The sequence below is a fragment of the Nocardioides flavescens genome (assembly GCF_009823805.1).
GTDB classification, from domain to species: Bacteria; Actinomycetota; Actinomycetes; order Propionibacteriales; family Nocardioidaceae; genus Nocardioides; species Nocardioides flavescens.
In genome coordinates this window covers 324088-347746 of record NZ_WUEK01000003.1, presented here as the reverse complement: position 1 = coordinate 347746, position 23659 = coordinate 324088, and the positions used below count along the sequence as shown (strand labels likewise).

23 protein-coding genes are annotated in these 23659 nt (G+C 73.1%); 5 read left to right on the top strand and 18 right to left on the bottom strand.

What is annotated here, in order from left to right; translation table 11 throughout:
* Positions 1–5 precede the first annotated feature (5 nt).
* From GRQ65_RS06810 to GRQ65_RS06755, 12 genes are all read right to left on the bottom strand, one after another.
* Positions 6–659 carry an LUD domain-containing protein gene (locus GRQ65_RS06810; protein ID WP_160876457.1) on the bottom strand — a complete coding sequence of 218 codons (654 nt, stop codon included), beginning with the start codon at positions 657–659 and terminating at the stop codon, positions 6–8.
* Positions 656–2152, bottom strand: coding sequence for an LUD domain-containing protein (locus tag GRQ65_RS06805; RefSeq protein ID WP_160876455.1), 1497 nt, complete (start codon positions 2150–2152; stop codon positions 656–658). The genes GRQ65_RS06810 and GRQ65_RS06805 overlap by 4 nt, the downstream gene beginning before the upstream one ends.
* Positions 2149–2874 carry a (Fe-S)-binding protein gene (locus tag GRQ65_RS06800; RefSeq protein ID WP_160876653.1) on the bottom strand — a complete coding sequence of 242 codons (726 nt, stop codon included), beginning with the start codon at positions 2872–2874 and terminating at the stop codon, positions 2149–2151. Before GRQ65_RS06800 ends, GRQ65_RS06805 begins: the two co-directional genes overlap by 4 nt.
* A 25-nt stretch (positions 2875–2899) precedes the next feature.
* A complete protein-coding gene (locus GRQ65_RS06795) occupies positions 2900–4225 on the bottom strand; it encodes an enolase C-terminal domain-like protein (RefSeq protein WP_160876453.1) in 1326 nt (441 codons plus the stop codon).
* Positions 4222–5229, bottom strand: a complete 1008-nt coding sequence (locus GRQ65_RS06790; protein WP_160876451.1) for an aldo/keto reductase — start codon at positions 5227–5229, stop codon at positions 4222–4224. Before GRQ65_RS06790 ends, GRQ65_RS06795 begins: the two co-directional genes overlap by 4 nt.
* Complete coding sequence (locus GRQ65_RS06785; protein ID WP_160876449.1) at positions 5222–5545, bottom strand: L-rhamnose mutarotase; 324 nt, start codon at positions 5543–5545, stop codon at positions 5222–5224. Before GRQ65_RS06785 ends, GRQ65_RS06790 begins: the two co-directional genes overlap by 8 nt.
* The gene (locus tag GRQ65_RS06780; RefSeq protein ID WP_160876447.1) at positions 5542–6324 is read right to left on the bottom strand and encodes an SDR family NAD(P)-dependent oxidoreductase; all 783 of its coding nucleotides are present in this window, start codon (positions 6322–6324) and stop codon (positions 5542–5544) included. Before GRQ65_RS06780 ends, GRQ65_RS06785 begins: the two co-directional genes overlap by 4 nt.
* Entirely contained in the window at positions 6324–7172 is an 849-nt protein-coding gene (locus GRQ65_RS06775) for a fumarylacetoacetate hydrolase family protein (protein ID WP_160876445.1), read from the bottom strand. Before GRQ65_RS06775 ends, GRQ65_RS06780 begins: the two co-directional genes overlap by 1 nt.
* A gap of 66 nt (positions 7173–7238) precedes the next feature.
* Positions 7239–8774, bottom strand: a complete 1536-nt coding sequence (locus GRQ65_RS06770; RefSeq protein WP_160876443.1) for a sugar ABC transporter ATP-binding protein — start codon at positions 8772–8774, stop codon at positions 7239–7241.
* On the bottom strand, positions 8771–9778 hold the full coding sequence (locus GRQ65_RS06765) for an ABC transporter permease (RefSeq protein WP_160876441.1): 1008 nt from the start codon (positions 9776–9778) through the stop codon (positions 8771–8773). The genes GRQ65_RS06770 and GRQ65_RS06765 overlap by 4 nt, the downstream gene beginning before the upstream one ends.
* Positions 9775–10866, bottom strand: coding sequence for an ABC transporter permease subunit (locus GRQ65_RS06760; protein ID WP_202387681.1), 1092 nt, complete (start codon positions 10864–10866; stop codon positions 9775–9777). The genes GRQ65_RS06765 and GRQ65_RS06760 overlap by 4 nt, the downstream gene beginning before the upstream one ends.
* Positions 10867–10991: 125 nt before the next feature.
* Positions 10992–12041 (bottom strand): sugar ABC transporter substrate-binding protein, encoded by a 1050-nt coding sequence (locus GRQ65_RS06755; protein ID WP_160876439.1) that lies wholly within the window; start codon positions 12039–12041, stop codon positions 10992–10994.
* A 101-nt stretch (positions 12042–12142) separates the two neighbouring features.
* Here GRQ65_RS06755 and GRQ65_RS06750 point away from each other — a divergent pair, with 101 nt between their 5' ends.
* Positions 12143–12913, top strand: a complete 771-nt coding sequence (locus GRQ65_RS06750; protein WP_160876437.1) for a FadR/GntR family transcriptional regulator — start codon at positions 12143–12145, stop codon at positions 12911–12913.
* Here the strand turns inward: GRQ65_RS06750 and GRQ65_RS06745 are convergent.
* On the bottom strand, positions 12897–13787 hold the full coding sequence (locus GRQ65_RS06745) for an amidohydrolase family protein (protein WP_160876435.1): 891 nt from the start codon (positions 13785–13787) through the stop codon (positions 12897–12899). The genes GRQ65_RS06750 and GRQ65_RS06745 overlap by 17 nt on opposite strands.
* Positions 13788–13815: 28 nt before the next feature.
* Here GRQ65_RS06745 and GRQ65_RS06740 point away from each other — a divergent pair, with 28 nt between their 5' ends.
* Together GRQ65_RS06740 and GRQ65_RS06735 are read left to right on the top strand one after the other, a co-directional pair.
* On the top strand, positions 13816–14625 hold the full coding sequence (locus GRQ65_RS06740; protein WP_160876433.1) for an SDR family oxidoreductase: 810 nt from the start codon (positions 13816–13818) through the stop codon (positions 14623–14625).
* Entirely contained in the window at positions 14622–15548 is a 927-nt protein-coding gene (locus tag GRQ65_RS06735; protein ID WP_160876431.1) for a 3-hydroxyacyl-CoA dehydrogenase, read from the top strand. The genes GRQ65_RS06740 and GRQ65_RS06735 overlap by 4 nt, the downstream gene beginning before the upstream one ends.
* A gap of 10 nt (positions 15549–15558) precedes the next feature.
* On the opposite strand, the gene GRQ65_RS06730 is transcribed toward GRQ65_RS06735, so the two are convergent.
* Genes GRQ65_RS06730 through topA form a run of 5 tightly spaced genes read right to left on the bottom strand, consistent with a single transcriptional unit; the run spans position 15559 to position 22017 of the window.
* Positions 15559–17142: an alpha/beta hydrolase gene (locus GRQ65_RS06730; RefSeq protein ID WP_160876429.1), complete on the bottom strand. Its 1584-nt coding sequence runs from the start codon at positions 17140–17142 to the stop codon at positions 15559–15561.
* The gene (locus tag GRQ65_RS06725) at positions 17139–18311 is read right to left on the bottom strand and encodes a DNA polymerase III subunit delta' (protein ID WP_160876427.1); all 1173 of its coding nucleotides are present in this window, start codon (positions 18309–18311) and stop codon (positions 17139–17141) included. Before GRQ65_RS06725 ends, GRQ65_RS06730 begins: the two co-directional genes overlap by 4 nt.
* On the bottom strand, positions 18308–18982 hold the full coding sequence (tmk, locus tag GRQ65_RS06720) for a dTMP kinase (RefSeq protein ID WP_337191541.1): 675 nt from the start codon (positions 18980–18982) through the stop codon (positions 18308–18310). The genes GRQ65_RS06725 and tmk overlap by 4 nt, the downstream gene beginning before the upstream one ends.
* A 9-nt stretch (positions 18983–18991) precedes the next feature.
* Positions 18992–19291 (bottom strand): DUF1330 domain-containing protein, encoded by a 300-nt coding sequence (locus GRQ65_RS06715; protein ID WP_160876425.1) that lies wholly within the window; start codon positions 19289–19291, stop codon positions 18992–18994.
* Positions 19288–22017 (bottom strand): type I DNA topoisomerase, encoded by a 2730-nt coding sequence (gene topA / locus GRQ65_RS06710; protein ID WP_160876423.1) that lies wholly within the window; start codon positions 22015–22017, stop codon positions 19288–19290. Before topA ends, GRQ65_RS06715 begins: the two co-directional genes overlap by 4 nt.
* Positions 22018–22385: 368 nt before the next feature.
* Here topA and GRQ65_RS06705 point away from each other — a divergent pair, with 368 nt between their 5' ends.
* Positions 22386–22913, top strand: a complete 528-nt coding sequence (locus GRQ65_RS06705) for a sigma-70 family RNA polymerase sigma factor (RefSeq protein ID WP_160876421.1) — start codon at positions 22386–22388, stop codon at positions 22911–22913.
* Positions 22910–23653, top strand: a complete 744-nt coding sequence (locus GRQ65_RS06700) for a hypothetical protein (protein WP_160876419.1) — start codon at positions 22910–22912, stop codon at positions 23651–23653. Before GRQ65_RS06705 ends, GRQ65_RS06700 begins: the two co-directional genes overlap by 4 nt.
* The last annotated feature ends 6 nt before the right edge of the window (positions 23654–23659 follow it).

The following is a 23659-nucleotide window of genomic DNA, read 5'->3' as shown; positions in this document are numbered from 1 at the left end:
GGAGGTCAGGCGGGGTCCACGACCACGACGTGGAGCACGCGCGGGCCGTGCACGCCCTCGACCCGGTCGAGCTCGATGTCGCTGGTGGCCGAGGGGCCGCTGACCCAGGTCGCCGGCCGGAGCGGGTCGAGGCGGGCCAGGGCGTCGGCGACGTCGGGCACGACCTGCTCCGCGCGTACGACGCACACGTGCAGGTCGGGCACGAGGCTGAGGGCGCGCCGGCCCTGACCCGGCCCGTGGTCGAGGACGAGCGTGCCCGTCTCCGCGACGCCGACCGCGGCCGTGGTGACGACCCCGTCGAGCGCGTCCAGCTCGTACGCCGACAGCGCGGCCCCGGGCCGGTCGACGACCACCGCGGCGAGAGCGGCCTCCAGGCTCGTGACGACGTCGGCGGGGAGGCCCTCGGGCACGACGATCCGGCCCGCCCGACCGACGTGCCCGAGCACGGCCGCCGTCACCGCGGCGGCCACGTCGGCGTCCGAGCAGCGCTCGACCACCGACCGGTAGTCCGCGACCCGCTCGACGAAGCGGTCGAGCAGAGCGGCGGGGTCGACGGGCTCGACCTGCGGCGCCGGCGGCGGGACGAGGTCACGTGCCGCCGGGTCGACGTCGGCCAGAGCCGCCCGGACGCGGTCGAGCACCGACCGGCGCGCGCTCACGTGCCGGACCCCGAGGTCTCGTGCCGGCCCGTGCGCCGCCACCACGCGCGGAAGGACTCCGGTGGGGGCGAGGGCAGGTCCCGCGCGCCCGTCCAGGCCGCCGCCCCGGGGCCCGGGAGCCGGCCCAGCCCCCGACGCCCGCCGGGCAGCCGCCGGCCGCCGTACCGCTCGAGCAGCCGCCCGGCCCGACCAGAGAGCCGCTCCAGGGCGCCGAGCCGTCGGGCGTCGGACAGCACCGCTGCGGCTCCGCGCAGGGCGAGCGCCTCCGCCGACGGCACCGCGTCGCCGCGGTGAGCGTCGACGACACGGCTGCGCAGGTGCACCAGCACCTCCGGGATGTCGATGCGCACCGGACAGACCTCGAAACAGGCGCCGCACAGCGAGGACGCGTAGGGCAGCGAGTCGGTCTGCGGGTCGCCCGTGCCGCGCATGAGCGGGTTGAGGATCGCCCCGATCGGCCCCGGGTACGCCGAGCCGTAGGCGTGCCCGCCCGTGCGGCTGTAGACGGGGCAGACGTTGAGGCAGGCCGAGCAGCGGATGCACCGCAGCGCCTGCCGGCCGACCTGGTCGGCGAGGGCCCGGGTGCGCCCGTTGTCGAGCAGCACGACGTGCACCTCCTGCGGTCCGTCGCCGGGCGTCACCCCCGTCCACGTGGAGGTGTAGGGGTTCATCCGCTCCCCCGTGGACGAGCGCGGCAGGAGCCGGAGCAGCGGGTCGAGGTCCGCGAAGGTCGGCACGACCTTCTCGATGCCGACGACGCTGACCAGCACCTCCGGCAGGGTCAGGCACATCCGGCCGTTGCCCTCGGACTCGACGACGACCAGGGTGCCGGTCTCGGCGACCACGAAGTTGGCGCCGCTGACCGCCACCGTGGCCCGCAGGAACTTCTCGCGCAGGTGCTCGCGCGCCGCCGCTGCGAGGGCCGCTGGCTCGTCGGTCAGGTCGTCGGGGGCGGGGCGGCCGACCTCGGCCATCGAGCGCCGGAAGATCTCGCGCACCTCGGCCCGGTTGCGGTGGATCGCCGGCACCAGGATGTGGCTGGGCAGGTCGCCGCCGAGCTGCACGATGAGCTCGGCGAGGTCGGTCTCCCAGGCGGCGATCCCCTCGGCGGCCAGCGCCTCGTTGAGCCCGATCTCCTGGGTGGCCATCGACTTCACCTTGACCACCTCGTCCGCGCCGTGCGCCCGAGCCACGTCGGCGACGACCGCGCAGGCCTCCGCCGCGTCGCGGGCCCAGTGGACGACGGCCCCGCGGGCCTGCAGCTGTTCCTCGAGCCGCAGGAGGTGGGTGTCGAGGTCGAGCAGCGCCGCCTCCTTGACCGCGGCGCCGGCCAGGCGCAGCTCCTCCCACCGGTCGACCTCGGCGACGACGGCCGCGCGCTTGGCGCGGATGGTCGTGGTGGCGTGCGCCAGGTTGTGCCGCAGCTGGGTGTCGGCCAGCGCCTGCGCTGCGGCCCGGGGGAACGGCGGGGTGCCGAGGAACGTCGCGCTCACGCCGCGTCGGCCTCCGTCGCGGCCAGCACCTCGGCCAGGTGGGCCACCCGGACGCCGGAGCGCTGCCGCGAGAGCAGGCCGCCGACGTGCAGGAGGCAGGAGTTGTCCCCGGCGACGAGCACCTCGGCTCCGGTGTCACGGACGTGGCGCGCCTTGTCGGCCCCCATCGCGACCGACACCTCGGCGTTCTTGACGGCGAACGTGCCACCGAAACCGCAGCACTCCTGCGCGTCGGGCAGGTCGACCAGCCGCAGCCCGCGCACGGCCTCGAGGAGCCGGCGTGGACGGTCGGCGACGCCGAGCATCCGCAGCGAGTGGCACGTGGGGTGGTAGGTGACGCGATGCGGGAAGTAGGCACCCACGTCGACCACGCCGAGCACGTCGACGAGGAACTCGCTCAGCTCGTGCACGCGCGCCGCGGTGCGCGCGACGCCGTCGGCGAGCGCACGGTCCGCCGCGCGCCGGGCGACCAGCGCGTGCTGGTGCCGCACGGAGCCGGCGCACGAGCCCGACGGGGCGACGACGGCGTCGTAGCCCTCGAAGGCCGAGACGAACGTGCGCACCACCGGCACCGCCTCGTCGAGGTAGCCGGTGTTGACCATCGGCTGCGCACAGCAGGTCTGCGCCGTCGGGAAGTCCACGTCGACCCCGAGCCGGCGCAGCAGCCGGACGGTGGCCCGACCGGTCTCGGGGAACATCGCGTCGTTGATGCAGGTGACCATCAGGGCGACACGCACGACGCACCCCTCACGTCGTGGCCCAGGCGGCTCCGCCGGGGAACGCGAAGCGCTCGCGGCTCTCCGCGTGCATGCGGGCCGAGAAGCCGGCGGCCGTGGGCGCGGCGTAGCGACCGCCCCGGACCACCGCGGGGTCCTCGAAGTGCTCGTGCAGGTGGTCGACGTACTCCACGACGCGGTCCTCCATCGAGCCGCTGACCGCGACGTAGTCGAACATCGACAGGTGCTGCACCAGCTCGCACAGACCGACCCCTCCCGCGTGCGGGCAGAGCGGTACGCCGAAGCGCGCGGCGAGCAGGATGATCGCGAGGTTCTCGTTGACCCCGGCCACCCGCGCCGCGTCCATCTGGAGGATGTCGATCGCCCCGGCCTGCAGCAGCTGCTTGAAGATGACGCGGTTCTGCCCGTGCTCGCCCGTGGCGACCTTCACCGGTCCGACCTGGCGGCGGATCGCCGCGTGGGCCAGGACGTCGTCGGGGCTCGTGGGCTCCTCGATCCAGTAGGGATCCCAGGGGCTGAGCCGCTGCACGGCGTTGACCGCGTCGTCGACGTCCCAGCGCTGGTTGGCGTCGATCGCGATGCGGATGTCGGGCCCGACCACCTCGCGCGCCAGCTTGAGGCGACGCACGTCGTCCTCGAGGTCGGCGCCGACCTTGAGCTTGATCTGGGTGAAGCCCTCGGCGACGGCCTGCTCGGCGAGGCGGACCATCTTCTCGTCGCTGTAGCCCAGCCACCCCGGCGACGTCGTGTACGCCGGGTAGCCCTGCTCGCGCAGCGACGCCGCGCGTTGCTCGCGACCGGGCTCGGCCGCCCGGAGGATGTCGAGGGCCTGCTCGTGGCTCAGCGCGTCGCTGAGGTAGCGGAAGTCGACCTGGTCGACGATCTCCTCCGGGGAGAGGAACGAGAGGTACTCCCACAGCGGCACCCCCGCGACCCGCGACTGGCGGTCCCACAGCGCGTTGACCACCGCGCCGACCGCCATGTGCATGACGCCCTTCTCGGGCCCGAGCCAGCGCAGCTGGCTGTCGTGCAGGAGCGCCCGCGACGCCTCGGCGAGGTCGTGGGGGGTGCCGACGGCGCGTCCCTCCAGGAGCGGCGCCAGAGCCTGCAGCGCCGCGACGACGACCTCGTTGCCGCGTCCGATCGTGAAGACGAAGCCGTCGCCCTCGGACTCGTCGTCGCACGTCATCCGCACGTAGGCCGCGGAGTAGTCGGGGTCGGGGTTCATCGCGTCGGAGCCGTCGAGCTCGCGCGACGTCGGGAACCGGATGTCGCTGATCTCGAGCGAGCGGACCCTGCTCGCGGCGGTCGCGGGGGTGGTCGTGGCGGTGGTCATAGCACTCCTTGGACGATCGACTCCGCCTCGGGCCACACGGCCTCCGGCACGGGGGTGGTGAGCCACGCGGCCGAGGTCCGGGCGTGGGAGGGCTTGGCCTGCCCCGTCACGACCGAGGCCACGGCGCGGTGGCGCAGCGGGAAGTGCAGGGCGAGGTGCGGCAGCGTGGTGCCGTGGTCGCGGGCGAGGGCGGCGAGCTGTCGCGCCGCGTCGACCAGCGCCGGGTCGGGGGCGGCGTAGTCGAAGTGGGTGTCCGCGTCGGGCTCGGCGCGCGAGAGCAGCCCCGAGTTGAACGGCGCCGCGGCCAGCACGGAGACCCCGCGCTCCGCGCAGGCGTCGAGCAGGGTCCTCCCGGTGCGGTCGAGCAGCGTCCACCGTCCCGCGAGCATCACGACGTCGACGGCGCCCGCCTCGACGCAGCGGAGCGGCTCGCGCCAGCCGTTCATGCCGACGCCGATCGCTCCCACCACCCCCTCGTCGCGCAGCCGCGCGAGCTCCGGGAGCGCCTCGTCGAGCGCCTGGTCCATGTGGTCGTCGGCGTCGTGGACCAGCGCCACGTCGATGCGGTCCAGCCCCAGCCGCTCCAGGCTCTCCTCGAGGCTGCGGCGTACGCCGGCCGCGGAGTAGTCGCGCACCCGGCGCAGGTCGTCGGGGGTGTCGAACCCCTCGGCCAGGTCGGTCCCGGACGGCTCGTCGTGGGGCACGAGGAGGCGGCCGACCTTGGTGGACAGCACGTAGCTCGCGCGGTCCCGGTCGGCGAGAGCGCGGCCGAGCCGGCGCTCGGACAGCCCGACACCGTAGTGCGGCGCGGTGTCGAAGTAGCGCACGCCCGCGTCGTAGGCCGCGTCGACCGCGGCGCGGGCCGTCTCGTCGTCGACGGCGCGGAAGAGGTTGCCGATGCTGGCGCCCCCGAAGCCCATCGTGGTCACCTCGAGCCCGGTCGAGCCGAGGCTGCGACGCTCCAGGACCGGTGCGCTCACTGCTGCGGTCGTGGTCTCAGGCATGGTGGAAGACCTCCTCCATGGGCGCCCACGGGGTGCCCTCGGACGTGTCGTCCCAGCGCTCCTGGCAGGGGTCGGTGAGCTCCCACCACTGCTGGGTCACGGGGTCCGCGGCGATGGCCGCGACGTCGGCGTCGTAGTCGTCACCGACGTGCTCGAGGTAGGAGAACAGCAGGCCGTCGCGCAGGAAGATCGAGTAGTTCGTGATGCCGCTCGCGCTGAGCCGGGCCAGGACCTGCGGCCACACCTCGGCGTGCAGCCGGACGTACTCCTCCTGCTTCTCCGGGCGCAGCCGCACGACCTGGGCGACGCGCCTCACCGGTCGTCACCGCTCGGGGGCCGCAGGCGCAGCCGGTCCATCCCGCCGTCGACGGCCAGCACGGTGCCCGTGGTCGAGCCCGAGAGCGGCGAGGCCAGGAACACCACCGCGTGGGCGACCTCCGCGGCCGACACGAGTCGTCCGTGCGGCTGGCGGGCTTCGAGGGCCGCGCGCTCGGCGGCGGGGTCGTCGGCGGCCGCGAGCAGCCGCTGGACCCACGGGGTGTCGGCGGTGCCCGGCGCGACCGCCGTGACGCGGATGCCCTCGCGGAGGTGGTCGGCGGCCATGGCGAGGGTCAGGGACAGGAGCGCGCCCTTGCTCGCGGAGTAGACCGCGCGCTGCGGCAGCCCCGCCGTCGACGCGATGGAGCAGGTGTTGACCACCGCCGCATGGTCGGAGGCCCGCAGGGCGGGCAGGGCCGCCCGGGTGACCCGCGCGGTGCCGACGACGTTGACGTCGAGCACGCGGTGCCACTCCTCGTCGGTGGCGTCGGCCACCGAGCCGGCAGCGCCGACGCCGGCGTTGTTGACCAGGACGTCGAGGCCGCCGAGGCGCTCGACCGCCTCGGCGACGGCCGTGTCGACCGCCGCGGTGTCGGTGACGTCGGCGGTGACGGCGACGAAGCCGGTCCCGTCGAGCGGGCTGACGTCGCGGTCGAGCACCGCCACCTGCGCCCCGCGGTCACGCAGCAGCTCGGCGACGGCCAGGCCGATGCCGGAGGCGCCGCCGGTGACCAGGGCGCGCAGGCCCGCGAACTCCTCCTGCGTCGAGCCGCTCATCAGGCGCTCCCGAACTGCTGGCGCTGGCGGCCGAGCCCGTCGATCTCGAGCTCGACGACGTCGCCCGCGACGAGGTACGGCGTGCCGGGCACGCCGAGCGCGACGCCGGCGGGGGTGCCGGTGTTGATGACGTCGCCGGGGTGGAGGGTCATGAACTGCGAGACGTAGCGGACGATCTCGTGGACCCCGAAGACCATGTCGGCGGTCGTGCCGTCCTGCTTGAGCTCGCCGTTGACCCAGAGCCGCAGACCGAGGCGCTGGGGGTCGCCCACCTCGTCGGCCGTCACCAGCCACGGACCGAACGGGTTGAACGTCGCGCAGTTCTTGCCCTTGTCCCACTGCCCGCCGCGGTCGAGCTGGAAGGTGCGCTCGGAGACGTCGTGGCTGATGGCGTAGCCCGCGATCGCCGCGGCGGCGTCCTCGTGGGTCTCGAGGTAGGCCGCGGTGCTGCCGATGACGACGGCGAGCTCGACCTCCCAGTCGGTGCGGTCGCTGCCGCGCGGGACGAGGACCTCGTCGTCGGGACCGACGACGGTGTCGGGGGCCTTCATGAAGAGCACCGGCTCGGCCGGCACCTCGGCGCCGGTCTCCCGGGCGTGGTCGCGGTAGTTGAGCCCGACGCACACGATCTTGCCGATCCGGGCCAGCGGGGGTCCGAAGCGGGCGGCCTCCGCGACGACGGGGAGGTCACCGCCGGCCACGGCCGTCGCGACGCGCTTGAGGGCCTCGGGGGCGAGGGCGCTCGGGTCGAGGTCGCCGACCACCTCGGTCAGGTCGCGCCACGCGCCGCTCTCGTCCTGGGCGACGGGGCGCTCGGCCCCCGGCTCACCGGCTCGTGCCAGTCTCATCTGCTCGTGTCTCCTGTGGTGTTCGGTGCTGGTGCGTGGTCGTGGGGTGGTGCGGGACGGGCCCGGTCAGGCGGCCGGCGGGTCGTCGACGGCGGACTCGCCGTGCACGAGCCGGATGACCTGGGCGCTCATCGAGGTGTAGTGGTGGCTGTTGAGGAGCTCACCGGTGATGCGCCGCTCGTGCATGACCGCGACCCGGTCGGCGAGCGTGACCATCTCCGGCAGGTCCGAGGTGATGAGCAGGATCGCCAGCCCCTGGTCCGCGAGCTCGACGATGAGCTCGTGGAAGGCCGCCTTGGTGCGGACGTCGATGCCCACGGTGGGCTCGTCGACGACGAGCACGGAGCAGTCGGCCGCCAGCCACTTGGCGAGGCTGATCTTCTGCTGGTTGCCGCCGGAGAGCTGCCCGGCGAGCTGGTCGGGGCCGGACAGCCGGATCCCGAGGCGGTCGCGGTACGTCGCGAGCAGGTCCTTCTCGTCGCGGTCGCGCACGAGGCCGAACCGGGCGAGCCGGTCCCAGACGGTGACCGCGACGTTGCGGGCGAGGTTCTGGGTCAGGAAGACCCCCTCCTCCTTGCGGTTCTCGGTGACGTAGCCGATCCGGTGGCGCCGCAGGGCGTCACCGACGGAGCGGATCGTCACGGCGTCGCCGTCGACGAGGACCTCGCCCCCCGTGACCGAGTCGAGGCCGAGCAGCGCGCGCACGAGCTCGCTTCGACCGGCGCCGACCAGGCCGTAGAGGCCGACGATCTCTCCGCGGTGCACCGCGAGGTCGATCCCGCGGTGACCGACCGAGGTGGAGACGCCTCGCAGCTCGAGGGCCGGCGTCCCCGCACGGTCCACCGACCGTTCGCTCAGCTCGAGCTCGGTGTGGGCGCGACCGACCATGAGGTCGACGACGTCGCCGCGGGTCAGCGTGGCGAGCGGCACCGACCCGGCGACGCTGCGCCCGTCGCGCAGCACCGTCACGACGTCGGCGATCGCGAAGACCTCCTCGAGCTTGTGCGTGACCAGGACGACGACGTGACCCTGCTCGCGCAGGCGCCGCACCACGGCGTAGAGCCGGTCGGCCTCGTCCGCGGTCAAGGAGGCGGTCGGCTCGTCCAGGAGCAGGACCTGGCTGTCCGTGGCGAGGGCCTTGGCGATCTCCACCAGCTGCATGTGGGCGACCGACAGCTCCGCCACCGGCTGGTCGACGTCGAGGTCGAGGTCGAGCTGGGCCAGGCAGCGCCGGGCGAGGTCGCGGACCGCGGCGCGGTCCACCACCCCGGCCCGGCGAGGCAACGCCTGCAGGGCGATGTTCTCGGCGACGGAGAACGACGGCACGAGGTTGCGCTCCTGGTGCACCACGCCGATGCCCGCGGCCTGCGCGTCGAGCGGTCGTGAGAACGCCACGGTGCGGGTCTCCCCGTCCTCGCCGAGCGTCACCGTCCCGCCGTCGGCGCGGTGGACACCGGTGAGGACCTTGATGAGGGTGCTCTTGCCCGCGCCGTTCTCACCGAGCAGCGCGTGGACCGTGCCGGGGCGCAGGTCGAGGTCGACGCCGTCGAGGGCGCGCACCCCCGGGAAGACCTTGACGAGCTGGCTGCAGCGGACTCTCATGACGATCCCTTCCCGCGGCGCTGGCTGACCAGGACCGCGCCGAGCACGACGGCTCCGACGACGAGGTCCACCCAGCGCGGGTTGATGCCGTACTGCGCCTGGGCGACGTCGACCAGACGGACGATGAAGGCGGCCAGGCAAGTGCCGAGGACGCTGACGACGCCGCCGGTGAGCACGACGCCGCCGATGATCGGCGCCGCGAAGCTCGGCAGCAGCAGGTCGTCGCCCACGCTGGCGTTGACGCTGCCCGACAGCGCGACGACCAGGACGCCGGCGACCGCGGCGAGCAGCCCGGACAGCAGGTGGGCCAGCACGACGCTGCGGTCGTTGGAGATGCCCGACAGGCGAGCTGCGAACGGGTTGCCTCCACTCGCGAGGAGCATGCGTCCGGCGACGCACCGGGCGAAGAAGAACCACACCAGTACGGCGGTCGCGACCGCGACGAGGAAGACGACGGGCAGTCCGAGGACGTCGGCCCTCCCGAGGCGGACCAGCCCCGGGGAGTAGTCCTGGTAGGTGCCCGTGCCGTTGATGCTGAACCGCAGGCCCGAGATCACCGACATGGTGGCGAGGGTGACGATGAAGCCGTTGATCCGGGTCAGGACCACGAGCGTGCCGTTGACCAGGCCCGCCAGCGCGCCGACGAGCAGGGCCGCCGGCAGCGCGAGCCACGGGGTCAGTCCCGAGTCCGCCATCAGGGAGGCGGCGGCCATCGCGCACAGGCCGGTGAGCGCCCCGACCGACAGGTTCATCTGACCCACCGAGAGCACCACCATCTGGGCCAGGCCGACCACGATCGGGACGGCCAGGAACTGCAGGACGGCCTGCATCGTGCCGGGCTGCAGGATGTTGCCGCCGGTGGTCGCGGCGAGCACGCCGAAGCCGGCGACCGCCACCAGGGCGAGGACCAGCTCGGTGCGGTGCAGCGACAGCGCCGTGCGGCGGCTGGCGCCGGCGCCCTGGCCAGCCCCGGCACCCATGTCCTCGTCGAGCACGGTGCTCATGGGCGGACCCCCCGTCGTTCGGCGAGGACCTGGCGGATCCGGTCCAGCGAGAGGGCGACCACGAGGACCACCCCGATGAAGATCTGGAGCGCGTCGGCCTCGAACTGCAGGAGGTTCAGGCCCTTCTGGATGACCGAGGTCAGCGTGGCGCCGAGGACCGTCCCGAAGGCACTCACCGCACCGCCGGCGAGCAGCGTGCCGCCGAGCACCGGAGCCAGGAACGACGGGAGCAGGAAGGACTCGCCGATGCTGGCCGAGAAGGCACCGTTGGCCGTGGCGAGCATGAAGCCGGCGAGACCGGCGAGCAGTCCCGACAGGGCGTGGGCGGTGACGATCCGGCGACCGACGGGGATGCCGCTGGCACGAGCGGCGCGCGGGCTCGAGCCGGTCATCAGGATCTCGCGGCCCTGACGCGTGCGGCCGAAGAACAGGCCCACCGCGAGGAGGGCGACGAGGGCGAAGGGGACGAGCAGCGGCACCGGCGGACCGCACACCGAGCCGGCGCAGTAGTCGGAGAAGGTGTCCGAGCGCAGCGCGTCGAGCCCCGGCGGTCGGACGCTGAACGCGACCCCGCCGGCGAAACGGTCGTAGAGCAGGGCGACGACGCCGAGCAGCCCGAAGTCGAGGGCCAGCGTCACCACGAACGAGTTGACCCCGGTGGCGGTGATGATGCCGCCCGCGAGGGCGCCGACGAGAGCACCCACGACGAGCGCCACCACGAGACCGACGACGAGAGGGGCGCCGAACCGGTCGTAGCAGAGCCCCGCGGAGAACGCCGCCAGCGCGGCCATGCGACCCACGGCGAGGTTCATGTGCCCGAGCGAGAGCGCGGCCAGCTGGGCGAGGCCCACGACAGCGAAGACGGCGATGTCGCGCTGCAGGGGCACCAGCGTGAGCTCGACGTCGAGGAACGCCGGTCGGGCGCTGCTGAAGCCGAGGACGAGCACCGCGATGACCACGACCAGGCCGACGCGGGGGTTGGCCCACCACGGCAGCCCGGCGGCCCGGGGACCGACCCGCTCGGCCGCGGTCCCCTCCGGCCCGTGGCCGTCGTCCGGGACCGGCGCGTCCAGCCGCGGTGGCTGCACGTCCGTCTCGGGGCCACCGCGGGGGGTGGCCGTCGATTTCCTGTTCACCTCGGTCCTTCCGGGTTCTTCGTGGGACTGTCGACGCTGCTCCGACCGGGCCGCATCGGCCCGGTCGGAGGCAGTGGTCAGCAGGAGAGGTAGTCGTCCTGGAACGCCGTCATCAGCTCGTCGGTCTTCGCCGAGCGCTCGTCGTCGTAGGTCGCGACGTTGTCGCTGGTCACGACGAAGGAGCCGGAGTCCACAGCGACGCCGGGCTCCTTCATGGTGCAGCCCTCGAGCAGCTTGGACAGGGCGTACGTCCCGACCTTCGCCTGGCCGACGGGGTTCTGCGTGACGGTCGCGGCGACCGAGCCCTCCTCGACGCCGGAGATGATCGACGGGTCGTCGTCGATGGCGACGACCTTGATCGGGAGCCCGGCCTCCTTGACGCCCTCGGCGGCCGCGACAGCGGGGTTGTAGGCGGTCGTGACGATGCCGTCGATGTCGCCGCCCTTGGCCGCGAGCAGGTCGGCCACGGCCCGCTGGGCCGACTGCAGGTCGACGTCGATGTCGGTGACGGTCTGGATGAGCTCGACCTTGCCGCCGGTCTCGGAGACCGCCTTCTCCACACCCGCGATGCGACGCTGGGTGTTGGAGTCCACGCGGTTGCCGGTGAGGTGGACCAGGCTGCCCTCGCCGCCCATCGCCTCGATCGCGGCCTGGGCCGCGCGGTAGGCGGCGACCTCGACGTCGGTAGCCAGGCAGAAGGCCGCCTTGTTCTCGTCACCCGCGGGGCACGAGGCCAGCGACGCGACCTGGAAGCCCTGGTCGGTGAGGTCGGTGAACGTCGAGTTGATGTTCTCTGGCGAGACGCCGAAGATGCCGAACGCGTTGTACCCCTGAGCAGCCAGCGAGCTCAGGACGTCGTTCTGCTTGGTCTGGTCCCAGCCGGCGGTCTCGTTGAAGGTGACCTCGGACAGACCGAGCTCCTTGCCCTCCTCGGCACCCGCGTCCTTCCAGGGCTGGAAGTAGGGGTGGGGGCCGCCGGGCACGAGCGCGACCTTGATCTCACTGGCCGACAGGGTGCTGCCGTCACCTCCGGTGGCGGACCCTGCCTCGCGCTTCGAACAGCCGGCGGCGGTGAGCGTGAGGCACAGGACGGCGACCGCGGCGGTCCCGGTGCGACGAACGGACATGCGTGCTCCTCAGTGTCTGACACCCCCCATCGGGTGACGTAGGACACAGCATCATTCGTCATACGTATGCTGTCAACCCTAAGATGTAGTATGATCTGACGATGACGAGCCCAGACCCCTCCGAGACCGACGTGATGGGCTCGATCGTGTCCACTCCGTGGCCGCGACGCCCGCGTCGGCTCGCGACGGTGCTGGTCGAGGAGCTCGTCGACCGGCTGGTGGGGGGCGAGCTCGCGATCGGCGCCACCCTGCCGACCGAGCCGATGCTGTGCGAGACCTTCGGCGTCTCCCGGACCGTGGTGCGCGAGGCGGTCAAGTCGCTCGAGACGATGCGCCTGGTGACGGTGCAGCAGGGCCACGGCACGCGCATCAGGCCGATGGCCGAGTGGGACCTGTTCAACCCGACGGTGCTCGCTGCGGCGGTCCGCCACGACACGGACTACGCGATCCTCGAGGAGATCGTCGACGTTCGCCGCACGCTGGAGGCCCGGATGGCCGGCCAGGCCGCCGAGGTCGCCACCCCGGCCGCGATCGAGGTCATGCAGCGCAAGATGGTCGACCTCGACGCCAGCACCGAGGACCCCACCGCCTACCTCAAGGCCGACGTGGCCTTCCACGACTCGATCATGGCCGCGTCGCGCAACCGGCTCGCGCGGGCGATGGTGCACAACCTGACGGTCGAGGCCTACCGCAGCCTGCGCTACGTCGGCGACCCGTCCACCGAGCACATCCGGGCCACCCACGGGGCCCACCGCCGGATCCTCGAGTCCATCGTCGCAGGCGACGCCACCCGGGCCTCGACGGAGATGGACGAGCACATCATCGACTCCTGGCAGCGACGTCGACCGGCCCCGGTCACGCGCGAGCAGTGACCTGCGGCGAGACCGCCAGGCCGTACCACCGGATCGCGGTCCCGCCCCAGAGGTCGTCGCGCGCGCCGGGGTCGTGGACCTCCAGCTCGCGGAGCGCTGACTCCAGGGTGTCCACCACCTCGGCGTAGCTCATCGTCATCTGCGAGACGGGCCAGTCGCTGCCGAACATCAGGCGCGACGGGCCGAACGTCTCCAGGGCCGCGCGCAGGTGCGCGGGCAGGCCCCGGCGGACGTCCCGGGGCCGGGCGGCCCGGGCGGCGAGGGCCGAGACCTTCAGTGCGACCGCCGGGCAGGCGGCCAGCTCCTCGACCGAGTCCCGCCACGCCTGCGGCGCGACGGTGTCGAAGTCCGTGTTGCCGAGGTGGTCGAGCACGAACCTCGTCCCGGCGTGCCGGCGCACCGCCTCGATCGCGGCGGGCACCTGGTCCGGGCGCAGGAGCAGGTCGACGACCAGGTCGGCCTCGCCGCACGCGTCGAAGAGCGCGCGGGCCGCGGGCGACAGGGCCCAGTCCGACTCGGGCCGGTCGGCGCTCTGGTCGCGCAGCCCCACCAGCCGCTCGGCGCCCGGCAGGCGGCGTACGCCGTCGACCTGCGCGGCGACCGAGTCCGGGCCCGCGTCGAGGTCCACCCACCCGACGACACCGAGGACCAGCGGTGAGCTCGCGGCCAGGGCCAGGAACTCCGGCGTCTCCCCTGCATCGCGGACCGTCTGGACGAGCACGGACCCGACGACGCCGGCCGGGACGGCCTCCGCGGCCCAGTCCGCGAGCGAGCGGTCCTTGCCGATGACCCGACGCTGCTCCGGAGACATCCACCCCTGCGGGCGCCGCTCGATGTCCCAGACGTGGTGGTGAGCGTCGATGATCCTGGTCACATCCGAGAATTCATCATATCATCGCACCATGCGTCAATCGCCTGACTCGACCTTCGACCCACTCGCCGCCCTCAGGCCCGCACCGGGCCTGCGCGTGCTCGTCACCGGAGGCACCTCCGGGATCGGACTCGCCATTGTCCGGGTCCTCGAGGCGGCCGGAGCGCGGGTCCACGTCTGCGGCACCGACGCCGACCGCCTCGCTGCTCACCTCGGCGCCGTCGACGGGCGCACGGGCACGGTCTGCGACGTCTCCTCCGAGACCGAGGTGCGCACCCTCTTCGCCGAGGCGCACGAGGCCCTCGGCGGCCTCGACGTCCTCGTCAACAACGCAGGCATCGCCGGTCCGACGGCTCCGGTGGAGAAGGTCGACCCAGCCGAGTGGCGGCGCACGCTCGACATCGACCTGACCGGCGCGTTCCTCTGCGCGCGCGAGGCGGCCCCGCTGCTGCGCGACACGTCGGGCGCCATCGTCAACATCTCCTCGGTCGCTGGTCGCCTGGGCTACGCCCTGCGCTCGCCCTACAACGCCGCCAAGTTCGGCATGCGCGGACTCACCGAGTCCCTGGCGCGCGAGCTCGGACCCGACGGCGTCCGGGTCAACGAGGTGCTGCCCGGCTTCGTCGACAGCGACCGCCTCAACCGGACCACCCAGGCCCGTGCCGAGGCGATGGAGGTCCCCTTCGAGGAGGTCGAGCAGATCCTGCTGTCCAAGACCTCGCTGCGCACCAAGGTGAGCGAGGAGGAGGTCGCCCTGCTGGTGGCCTACCTCCTCTCCCCCGCGGCACGCGGCATCAGCGGACAGTCGCTCAGCATCTGCGGCAACGTGGAGTACCTGTGAGCGGCCGGCGCGGACCGGTCGCCGTCGTCGGCGCCGGACTCGTCGGCCTGGGCTGGGTCGTCGTCTGGACCCGGGCGGGTCACGAGGTGCGCCTGGTCGACACCGACCAGGCCGCACTCGACCGCGCCGGCGCCGGGATCGCCGCCCTGTGGAGCGACGTCGAGAGCGGGCCCGTCCCGGAGACCATCACCATGACGACCGACCTCGCCGAGGCCGTCCGCGACGTCGTGCACGTCCAGGAGTGCGTGGTCGAGGACCCCGAGGTGAAGGCCCGCGTCTTCGCCCAGGTGGCCGAGGCCGCCCCTGCGACCGCCGTCATCGCCTCCTCGACCTCGGCCCTGGTGCCCTCCTCCTTCACCGCCGACGTCCCGGGCCGCGAGCGGACTCTGGTGGCCCACCCCTTCAACCCGCCGCACCTGCACACGGCCGTCGAGCTGGTCCCTGCTCCGTGGACCTCCGCGGAGGCGATGGGCGCGACCCGCCGTCTGCTCGAGGACGCCGGCATGGAGCCGATCGAGCTGACCGAGGAGCTCGACGGCTTCGTCGTCAACCGGCTGCAGTCGGCGATGATCCACGAGGCGTTCCGGCTCCTGGACCGTGGCGTGGTGGGCGCCGGCGACCTCGACCGCGCCGTGCGCGGCGCCCTCGCGCCGCGGTGGCTGACGCTGGGGGTCGTGGAGACCATCGACCTCAACGCGCCCCTCGGCATCGAGGACTACGTCGCGCGCTACGGGCCGATGTACGCCCGCCTGGCCGAGGAGCAGCGCGAGCCCGTCGACTGGCAGGCGGTGCTCGACGCGGGCCTAGCCGCCGACCGGGCCGCCACCCTGCCGCGCGAGGAGCTCGACCAGCGTCGCCGCTGGCGCGACGGTCGCCTGGCCTCGCTCAAGCGACACCTCGAGGGCGAGCGGTCGGCCGACTGACGGCGCCCGCTCAGCACTGCAGCCCGTCGTCGGGCACGGTGCCCTCGACGAGGTAGTCCTCCAGCGCGGTGTCGACGCACTCGTTGCCCTGGTTGTAGCCGGTGTGACCGTCGCCGTCGCGGGTGACGAGCACGCCCGACTCGAGCTGGTCGGCGAGGTGCACCGCCCACTGGTACGGCGTGGCGGGGTCGCGGGTCGTCCCGACGACGACGATCGGCGCGGCGCCCGCGGCGGTGACGTCGCGGGCGGGCTCGCTCGAGGTCACCTGGATGCCCTCGCAGTTGACCAGCTGCCAGGCGAACGCCGCGCCGAAGGTCGGCGAGGCCTCCTCGAAGGCCGGGATCTGCGCCGGCACCTCGTCGGCGCTGATGGCATAAGGGTCGTCGAGGCAGTTGATCGCGTAGATCGCCTCCGAGCTGTTGTCGGAGTAGGTGCCGTCGGCGTTGCGCGACTGGAACAGGTCGGCCAGGCGCAGCAGCAGGGAGCCGTCACCGTCGAGGGCGCGACCCAGCGCGAGGTCCAGCGCCGACCACACCTGCTGGCTGTAGAGCGGCGCGACGATGCCGGTGAAGGCCAGGCCGACGGTCAGCGGGCGGTCGTCGTCACCGCTCGGCAAGGGCTCCGCGTCGACCTGGTCGATGAAGTCGGCGATCGTCGAGATGCCGTCGTCGACGGTGTCGCCGAGGTAGCAGTCGCCGCCGTCGACGCAGTCCTGCACGTAGGAGCGCAGCGCCACCTCGAACCCGGCGCCCTGCTCCAGCGTCAGCTGGCGCGAGTCGATCGAGAGGTCGACCGCGCCGTCCAGGACGAGGCGGCCCACCCGGTCGGGGAACAGGTCGGCGTAGGTCGCGCCGAGCTTGGTGCCGTACGACGCGCCGAAGTAGGTCAGCTGCGTCTCGCCGAGCGCGGCGCGGAGCACGTCCATGTCACGGGCGGCCTCGATCGTCGTGACGTGGCCGATGAGGGAGTCGGAGCGCTCGAGGCAGCCGGCGTAGAACTCCTCGAGACCCTGCTGGTAGGCCTGCCCCTCGGCGGCGGTGTCCGGGTCGGGGTCGGCGGCCCGGAACTCGTCGAGCTGGGAGTCGGAGAGGCAGTCGACCGGGTCGGAGCCACCGGTGCCACGCGGGTCGAAGCCGACGATGTCGAAGGAGTCGAGCAGCCGGTCGCGGAAGGCGAACGACGCCTGGGCGGCGTACTCCACGCCCGAGGCGCCGGGACCACCGGGGTTGACCACGAGCGAGCCGACCCGCTCACCGGGCTTGCGCGCGGGCACCTTGAGCAGGGCGAGGTCGATGGTCTCGCCGCCGGGGTCGGCGTAGTCGATCGGGACGGTGAGCGTGGCGCACTCGAAGTCGTCGCCGCGGCACAGCTGCCAGTCGATGCTCTGGTCGTAGAACGTCGCGAGCTCGGGCGACGGCGCGTCGGTGGCGCCGTCCTGGGCCTCGGGGGTCGGGGCGAGGGTCGCGCGGGACGCGGAGCCGGACCCGCCCGACGACCCGTCGCCTCGCAGCTCGAAGACCGCCACCCCGGCGGCGCCCACGACGAGCAGGACGACCAGCACCACGGCGACGACGCGGGAAGCGGTGGACCTCATGCGGGGACCTGTCCTCGGGCAGCGGGGGCCTGCAGCGCCACCATCATGGCCTCCAGCGCCAGGGCGACGGGCACGTTGAACTCGAGCATCTGCTCGCGGGCCGCGAAGATCGCGTCGATGCGCTGCAGGTTGAGCTCGGGGGTCGAGGTGCGGGCGACCGCCTCCACATCGGCGCGGATCTCCTCGTTGACGAGCGGACCGGGCGCCCCGGTGGCCAGCGCGATCGCGTCACGGTAGACCGAGACGAGGTCCATCAGCCCGCGGTCGACGGTGTCCAGGTGGCGACGCTTGGCCCGCGTCTTCTGCCCCTTCTCCAGGGCGGACAGGGCGGGGCCGTACTCCCGCGGACGGCGGCCGCGCTCGACCACGCCGTAGGCGCTGTCGAGGTCGGACTTCTCGCGGGCGTCGAGCTCGGAGGTGACCGCGTCGGCCTCGGCCTTGGTCACCTCGGCGAGCTCCGCGGCGGCCTTCATGCACGCGCCGAGCGAGGTGAGCCGGGCCGGCATCACGACCACGTCGCGCCGCCGGTCGCGGGTGTCGTCGTCGCGGGCCAGGGCACGGGCCCGTCCGATGTGGCCCTGGCTGGCGCGGGCGGCGTGGGACGCGCGCGCCTCGGGCACCCCCAGCGAGCGCTGGAGGAACGCCGCCACGTCGGTCGTGCTGGGCGTGGTCAGCGTGACCAGGCGGCAGCGCGAGCGAATGGTGGGCAGGACGTCCTCGACGGTCGGCGCGCAGAGCATCCAGACCGTGCGGTCGGTCGGCTCCTCGATCGCCTTCAGCAGGGCGTTGCAGGCCTGGTCGGTGAGCCGGTCGGCGTCCTCGACGATCAGCACCTGCCAGCGCGGGCCGACCGGGGCGAGCGCCGCCCGCCGGACCAGGTCGCGGACCTCGTCGACGCCGATCGAGAGCTTCTCGGTGCGGACCACGCTCACGTCGGCGTGCGAGCCGGCCAGCACGGTGTGGCAGGCGTGGCAGACCCCGCAGCCGGCCTCGGGACCGGGCCCGCGCTCGCACTGCAGCGCGGCGGCGAAGGCGACGGCGGCGTTGGAGCGCCCCGAGCCGGGCGGACCGGTGAACAGCCACGAGTGGCTCATCCCGTGACCGGACGACGCCGTGGCCAGGCTCTCGACGGTGCGGCGCTGGCCGACGAGGTCGTCCCAGACGCTCACTGCTCTGACTCCAGCTCCGGCTCCAGCAGCGGCTCCAGCCGCGCGCGCACCTGGGCGGCGATGGCCTCGCGCTCGGCGCGGGCGTCGACGACGAGGTAGTGCTCAGGGTCGGCGGCGGCCATGTCGAGGAACGCCTGCCGCACGCGGACGAAGAACTCCAGCGGCTCGCCCTCGATGCGGTCGCGGCCCTCGAAGCGGGCGTGCCCCTGGGCCGGGTCGAGGTCGAGCACGACGGTCAGGTGCGGGCGCAGCCCGCGGGTCGCCCAGCGCGCCACTGCCTCGACCTCGGAGACGTCGAGGTCACGGCCGGCGCCCTGGTAGGCCAGGGTCGAGTCGACGTAGCGGTCGGTGACGACCACCTCGTCCCGCTCGAGCGCCGGCAGCACCACCGTCTCGACGTGCTCGGCCTTGTCGGCGGCGTAGAGCAGCGCCTCGGTGCGGTGCGCCAGCGCCCCGGTCTCGGGGCTCAGCACGATGCGGCGCAGCTCGGCACCGACCGGGGTGTCGCCCGGCTCCCGGGTGAGCACCGCGGTGAGGCCCCGCTCGGCCAGCCAGTCGGCCAGCAGGCGCGCCTGGGTGGACTTGCCCGACCCCTCGCCGCCCTCGAGGCAGACGAAGACCCCGCGCTGCGCGTAGACCGCGTCGTACGTCGGCAGGAGGGTCGGGGTCACGCGGTGAGCCTAGGAGGCCGCACCGACACCCGGCACGATCCGCATGTCCCGCACGGCGCCGTCACCGAGCGCGTCCAGCGCCGCCTGGTAGGCCGCCGAGTCGTGGGCGGCCACGGCCGCCTCGACCGAGTCGAACTCGATGAGGACCGCACGCTGCTCCAGCCCGGCCTCGTAGACCTGCACCGGGGTGCCGCGGGCGATGAAGCGGCCGCCGGCCTCCACCAGGGCGGGACCCGCCAGCTCGGCGTACGCCGCGAGCTTGTCGGCGTCGTTGACCTCGCGGTAGAGGCTGATCCAGTAGGCACTCACGACTTCTTCGCCGCCTTCTTCGCAGTGGTGGTCTTCTTGGCCGTCGTCTTCTTCGCGGCGGCCTTCTTGGTCGTCGTCTTCTTGGCGGCGGTCTTGGCCGGGGCCTTCTTGGCGCCCTTCTTGGCCGCCTTCTTCGCCGGCCCGCGCTCGCGGCGCTCGGCGATCAGCTCCGCCGCCCGCTCGAGGGTGATCGCCTCGACGGTGTCGTCCTTGCGCAGCGTGGCGTTGTACTCGCCGTCGGTGACGTACTCGCCGAAGCGGCCGGACTTCACCACGATCGGCTGGCCGCTGACCGGGTCGGGCCCGAGCTCCTTGAGCGGCGGGGCCGCGGCGGCGCGACCGCGCTGCTTGGGCTGGGCGTAGATCTTCAGCGCCTCGTCGAGCCCGATCGTGAGGAGCTGGTCCTCCGAGGTCAGGGAGCGCGAGTCGGTGCCCTTCTTGAGGTAGGGCCCGTAGCGACCGTTCTGGGCGGTGATCTCCTCACCGCTCTCCGGGTCCTCGCCGACGACGCGCGGCAGCGAGAGGAGCTTGACGGCGTCCTCCAGCGTGACGGTGTCGAGGCTCATCGACTTGAAGAGCGAGCCGGTGCGCGGCTTGGCGCTCTTGGGCGCGTCCTCGGGCAGCGTCTCGGTGACGTAGGGGCCGTATCGGCCGTTCTTGGCGACGACCTCCAGCCCGGTCTCGGGGTGCACGCCGAGCTGGATCTCCTCACCCGCGGGGTTGGCGAACAGCTCGGTGGCCTTCTCGAGCGTGAGCTCGTCGGGCGGCAGGTCGTCGGGCACGTTGGCGCGACGACCGGTCGGGTTGCCCTCGTCGTCGGGACCCTCGAGGTAGGGCCCGTAGCGCCCGACCCGCAGGTGGATCCCGGAGTCGGGACCGCCGATCGGGAACGTCGCCAGCTCGCGGGCGTCGATGTCGCCGAGCTCGTCGACGAGGGTCTTGAGCCCCTCGATGTCGCCCTTGCCGTAGTAGAACTCGCCGAGCTCGCTCTGGCGGTCCTTCTGGCCGTTGGCGATCTCGTCGAGCACGTCCTCCATCTGCGCGGTGAACTCGTAGGAGATCTGGCGCGGGAAGTGCTCCTCGAGCAGCCGGATCGTCGAGAACGCGATCCAGGCGGGCACCAGCGCGGTGCCCTTCTTGTAGACGTAGCCGCGGTTGATGATCGTGCTGATGATCGAGGCGTACGTCGAGGGGCGGCCGATCTCGCGCTCCTCGAGCTCCTTGATGAGCGAGGCCTCGGTGTAGCGCGCCGGGGGCTTGGTCTCGTGGCCGCGGGCCTCGAGCGAGGCCGCGGTGACGGCGTCGCCCTGCGCGAGGTCCGGCAGCGGGACCTGGTCGTCGTCGGAGCGCTTGCCGCCCTCGGTGCCCTCGACGTAGGCCTTGAGGAAGCCGTGGAAGGTGATGACGCGCCCCGAGGAGGAGAACACCACGTCGCGACCGTCGCTGGCCGCGCCGCCGACGCGCACCGAGACGCTCTGGCCGACGGCGTCCTTCATCTGGGAGGCGACGGTGCGCATCCAGATCAGCTCGTAGAGGCGGAACTGCTCGCCGGTCAGCCCGGTCTGCGCCGGGGTCTGGAAGGTGTCGCCCGCCGGGCGGATGGCCTCGTGGGCCTCCTGTGCGTTCTTGACCTTGGAGGCGTACTCGCGCGGCGCGTCGGGGACGTACTCGTCGCCGTACAGCTCGCGCGCCTGCGAGCGGGCGGCGTTGATCGCGGTGACCGACAGCGTGGTCGAGTCGGTGCGCATGTAGGTGATGAAGCCGTTCTCGTACAGCCGCTGCGCGACCGACATCGTCACCGACGAGGACATGCCGAGCTTGCGGCTGGCCTCCTGCTGCAGCGTCGTCGTGCGGAACGGCGCGTAGGGCTGGCGGCGGTAGGGCTTGGACTCGACCGAGCGGACGTCGAACGTCGTGTCGGCCAGCGCCCGCACCAGCGTCTCGGCGCCGGCGCGGTCGAGGTGGGTGCGACCGGTCGCGCTGGACTTGAGCTGACCGTCGGGGCCGAAGTCGGAGCCGCTCGCGACCCGGTTGGCGTCGATGGAGTGCAGGCGCCCCGGGAACATCCGGGGCTCCTTGTCGGCGCCGGCGTCGAAGGTGCCCTCGAGGTCCCAGTACGACGCGATGCGGAAGGCCATCCGCTCGCGCTCCTTGTCGACCACCAGGCGGGTGGCGACCGACTGCACGCGGCCCGCGGACAGGCCGGACATGACCTTCTTCCACAGCACCGGGCTGACCTCGTAGCCGTAGAGGCGGTCGAGGATGCGCCGCGCCTCCTGGGCCTCGACGAGGTCGTCGTTGATCGTGCGGGGGTTCTCGACGGCCGCACGGATCGCCGGCTCGGTGATCTCGTGGAAGACCATCCGGTGCACCGGGATGCCCTTGGGCTTGAGCTCGTCGAGCAGGTGCCAGGCGATCGCCTCGCCCTCGCGGTCCTCGTCGGTGGCGAGGAAGAGCTCGTCGGCGTCCTTGAGCAGCGTCTTCAGCTTGGAGATCTGCTGCTTCTTGTCGCGCGGCACGACGTAGTAGGGCTCGAAGCCGTTGTCGACGTCGACCGCGAGGCGGCCCCACGGCTTGTCCTTGATCTTGGGCGGCGTCTCGGCCGCGGACTGCGGCAGGTCACGGATGTGTCCGTAGGAGGAGTCGACGACGTACCCCTGACCGAGGTACCCGCCGATCTTGCGGGCCTTCGTCGGGGACTCGACGATCACCAACTTGTGTGCCACTGGTTCCCTGCAATCCGCTCGTCGTGCCGCTCGTCTGCTGCTCGTGTCCTGCTGCCGCGCCACCGCGGCGAGCCCGGGTCACGGCGGCTCACGGTAGCGCGTCACCCGTCGTCCACCGGCCCGGAGGGACGAGGCGGCGTCCCCTCAACGTTCTGGGGTCCGCCCTCGTCAGTGTCAGCGTAGGGCGCGTCTCCCAAGTCCGCGTGGGAGCAGGCGTGGGGTCGCGCGGAGCTGGCAAGGCGGAGGAGCCCGCCGTGGCGGAGTCACGGCGGGCGACGAAAACGCAGTCCAGGTCCGATGCGACGCCGCGCGGGCGACTACGAGGGCGTGGGAGACACGCCCTGAGGCACTCGGAGAAAGGGGGCCCGGTGGACGGACCCTCCCCACCGCACGACGACGGTACGACGTTCGACGACTTCGTGCGCGCCCAGACGCGGCCACTGCTCGGCCTCGCCCACGCCCTCACGGCCAACCCGCACGACGCCTGGGACCTCACCCAGGAGACGCTCGCCCGCCTCGGCGAGCGGTGGGGCCGGCTCCGGCTCGATGAGCCCGGGGCGTACGCGCGGACCGTGATGGTGCGGCTCAACGTCGACCGCATCCGCCGGCTGCGCCGCGAGCTGCTGCAGCCCCACCGCACGGACGAGCCCGCCCCGGTGGTCGTCGTCGGCGAGCTCGACGGGTGGCTCGTCGAGGCGCTCACCACGCTCACCCCACGTCAGCGGACCGCGCTGGCGCTCAGGTACGTCGAGGACCTCGACGTGCGCACCATCGCCGCGCGCATGGGTTGCTCGGAGGGCACGGTCAAGAGCCAGCTCTCCCGCGGCACCGAGCGGCTCCGGCAGCACGCCCGCGACCACGGGCCGCTGCGCACCACGACAGGAGACACGCAGTGAACGACGCCCACGACCCCCAGCCCGACCTCCAGCACGCCTACGACCGCCTCGGCTCGGCGCTCGAGCCGCCGCGCGACGCCGGGACCCGGATCGGTCGCCGGATCGTCGTCCGGCGTCACCGCCGCCGCGCCGCCCTCGCCGGGGTCGCCGCCCTCGCGGTCGTCGGCGGCACGGGGGCCGCCGTGGCTCTCACCGGCTCCGGCGGTCGAGGTGACGTGCCGGTCGCGACCGACGAGGGCACGCCCGCCACGAGCCCGCTGGTGCTCACCCGGCCCGACGGGTCGACGTACGAGTTCTCCGACGTGACGGTCAGCTGCGACCCGCCGACCACCACGGCCGGTGACCCGATGGGCGAGGGCGGGGGCAAGGACCGGGTGTGGCTGTGGAGCCCCATCGACGTCACCGGCTCCGAGGACTCCGACGACCTCGCCGTGCGGCGACCGTTCGTCTACGTAGAGGCGCGCGTCGCGGCGTTCGACGCCCCGCGCACGCTGGAGCTGCCGGTCGACGGTCCCGGCGACTCGGGGTCCTTCCCGATCACGGTCTTCGTGGCCGACCCATCGCCGGGCACCGGCGGCGCCGAGGCCAACGAGGTGTCGAGCGCCGTGAGCGGCGAGGGCACGATCCGGGTGCTGCGCGCCTCGTGCGACCCGACCCCGGTCCTCGAGCTCGAGGTCGACACGAGCCTCGGCAGTGAGGTCGACGGCCCCTCGCTGCGGCTCAGCGGCTCGCACCGCTGAGGGTCG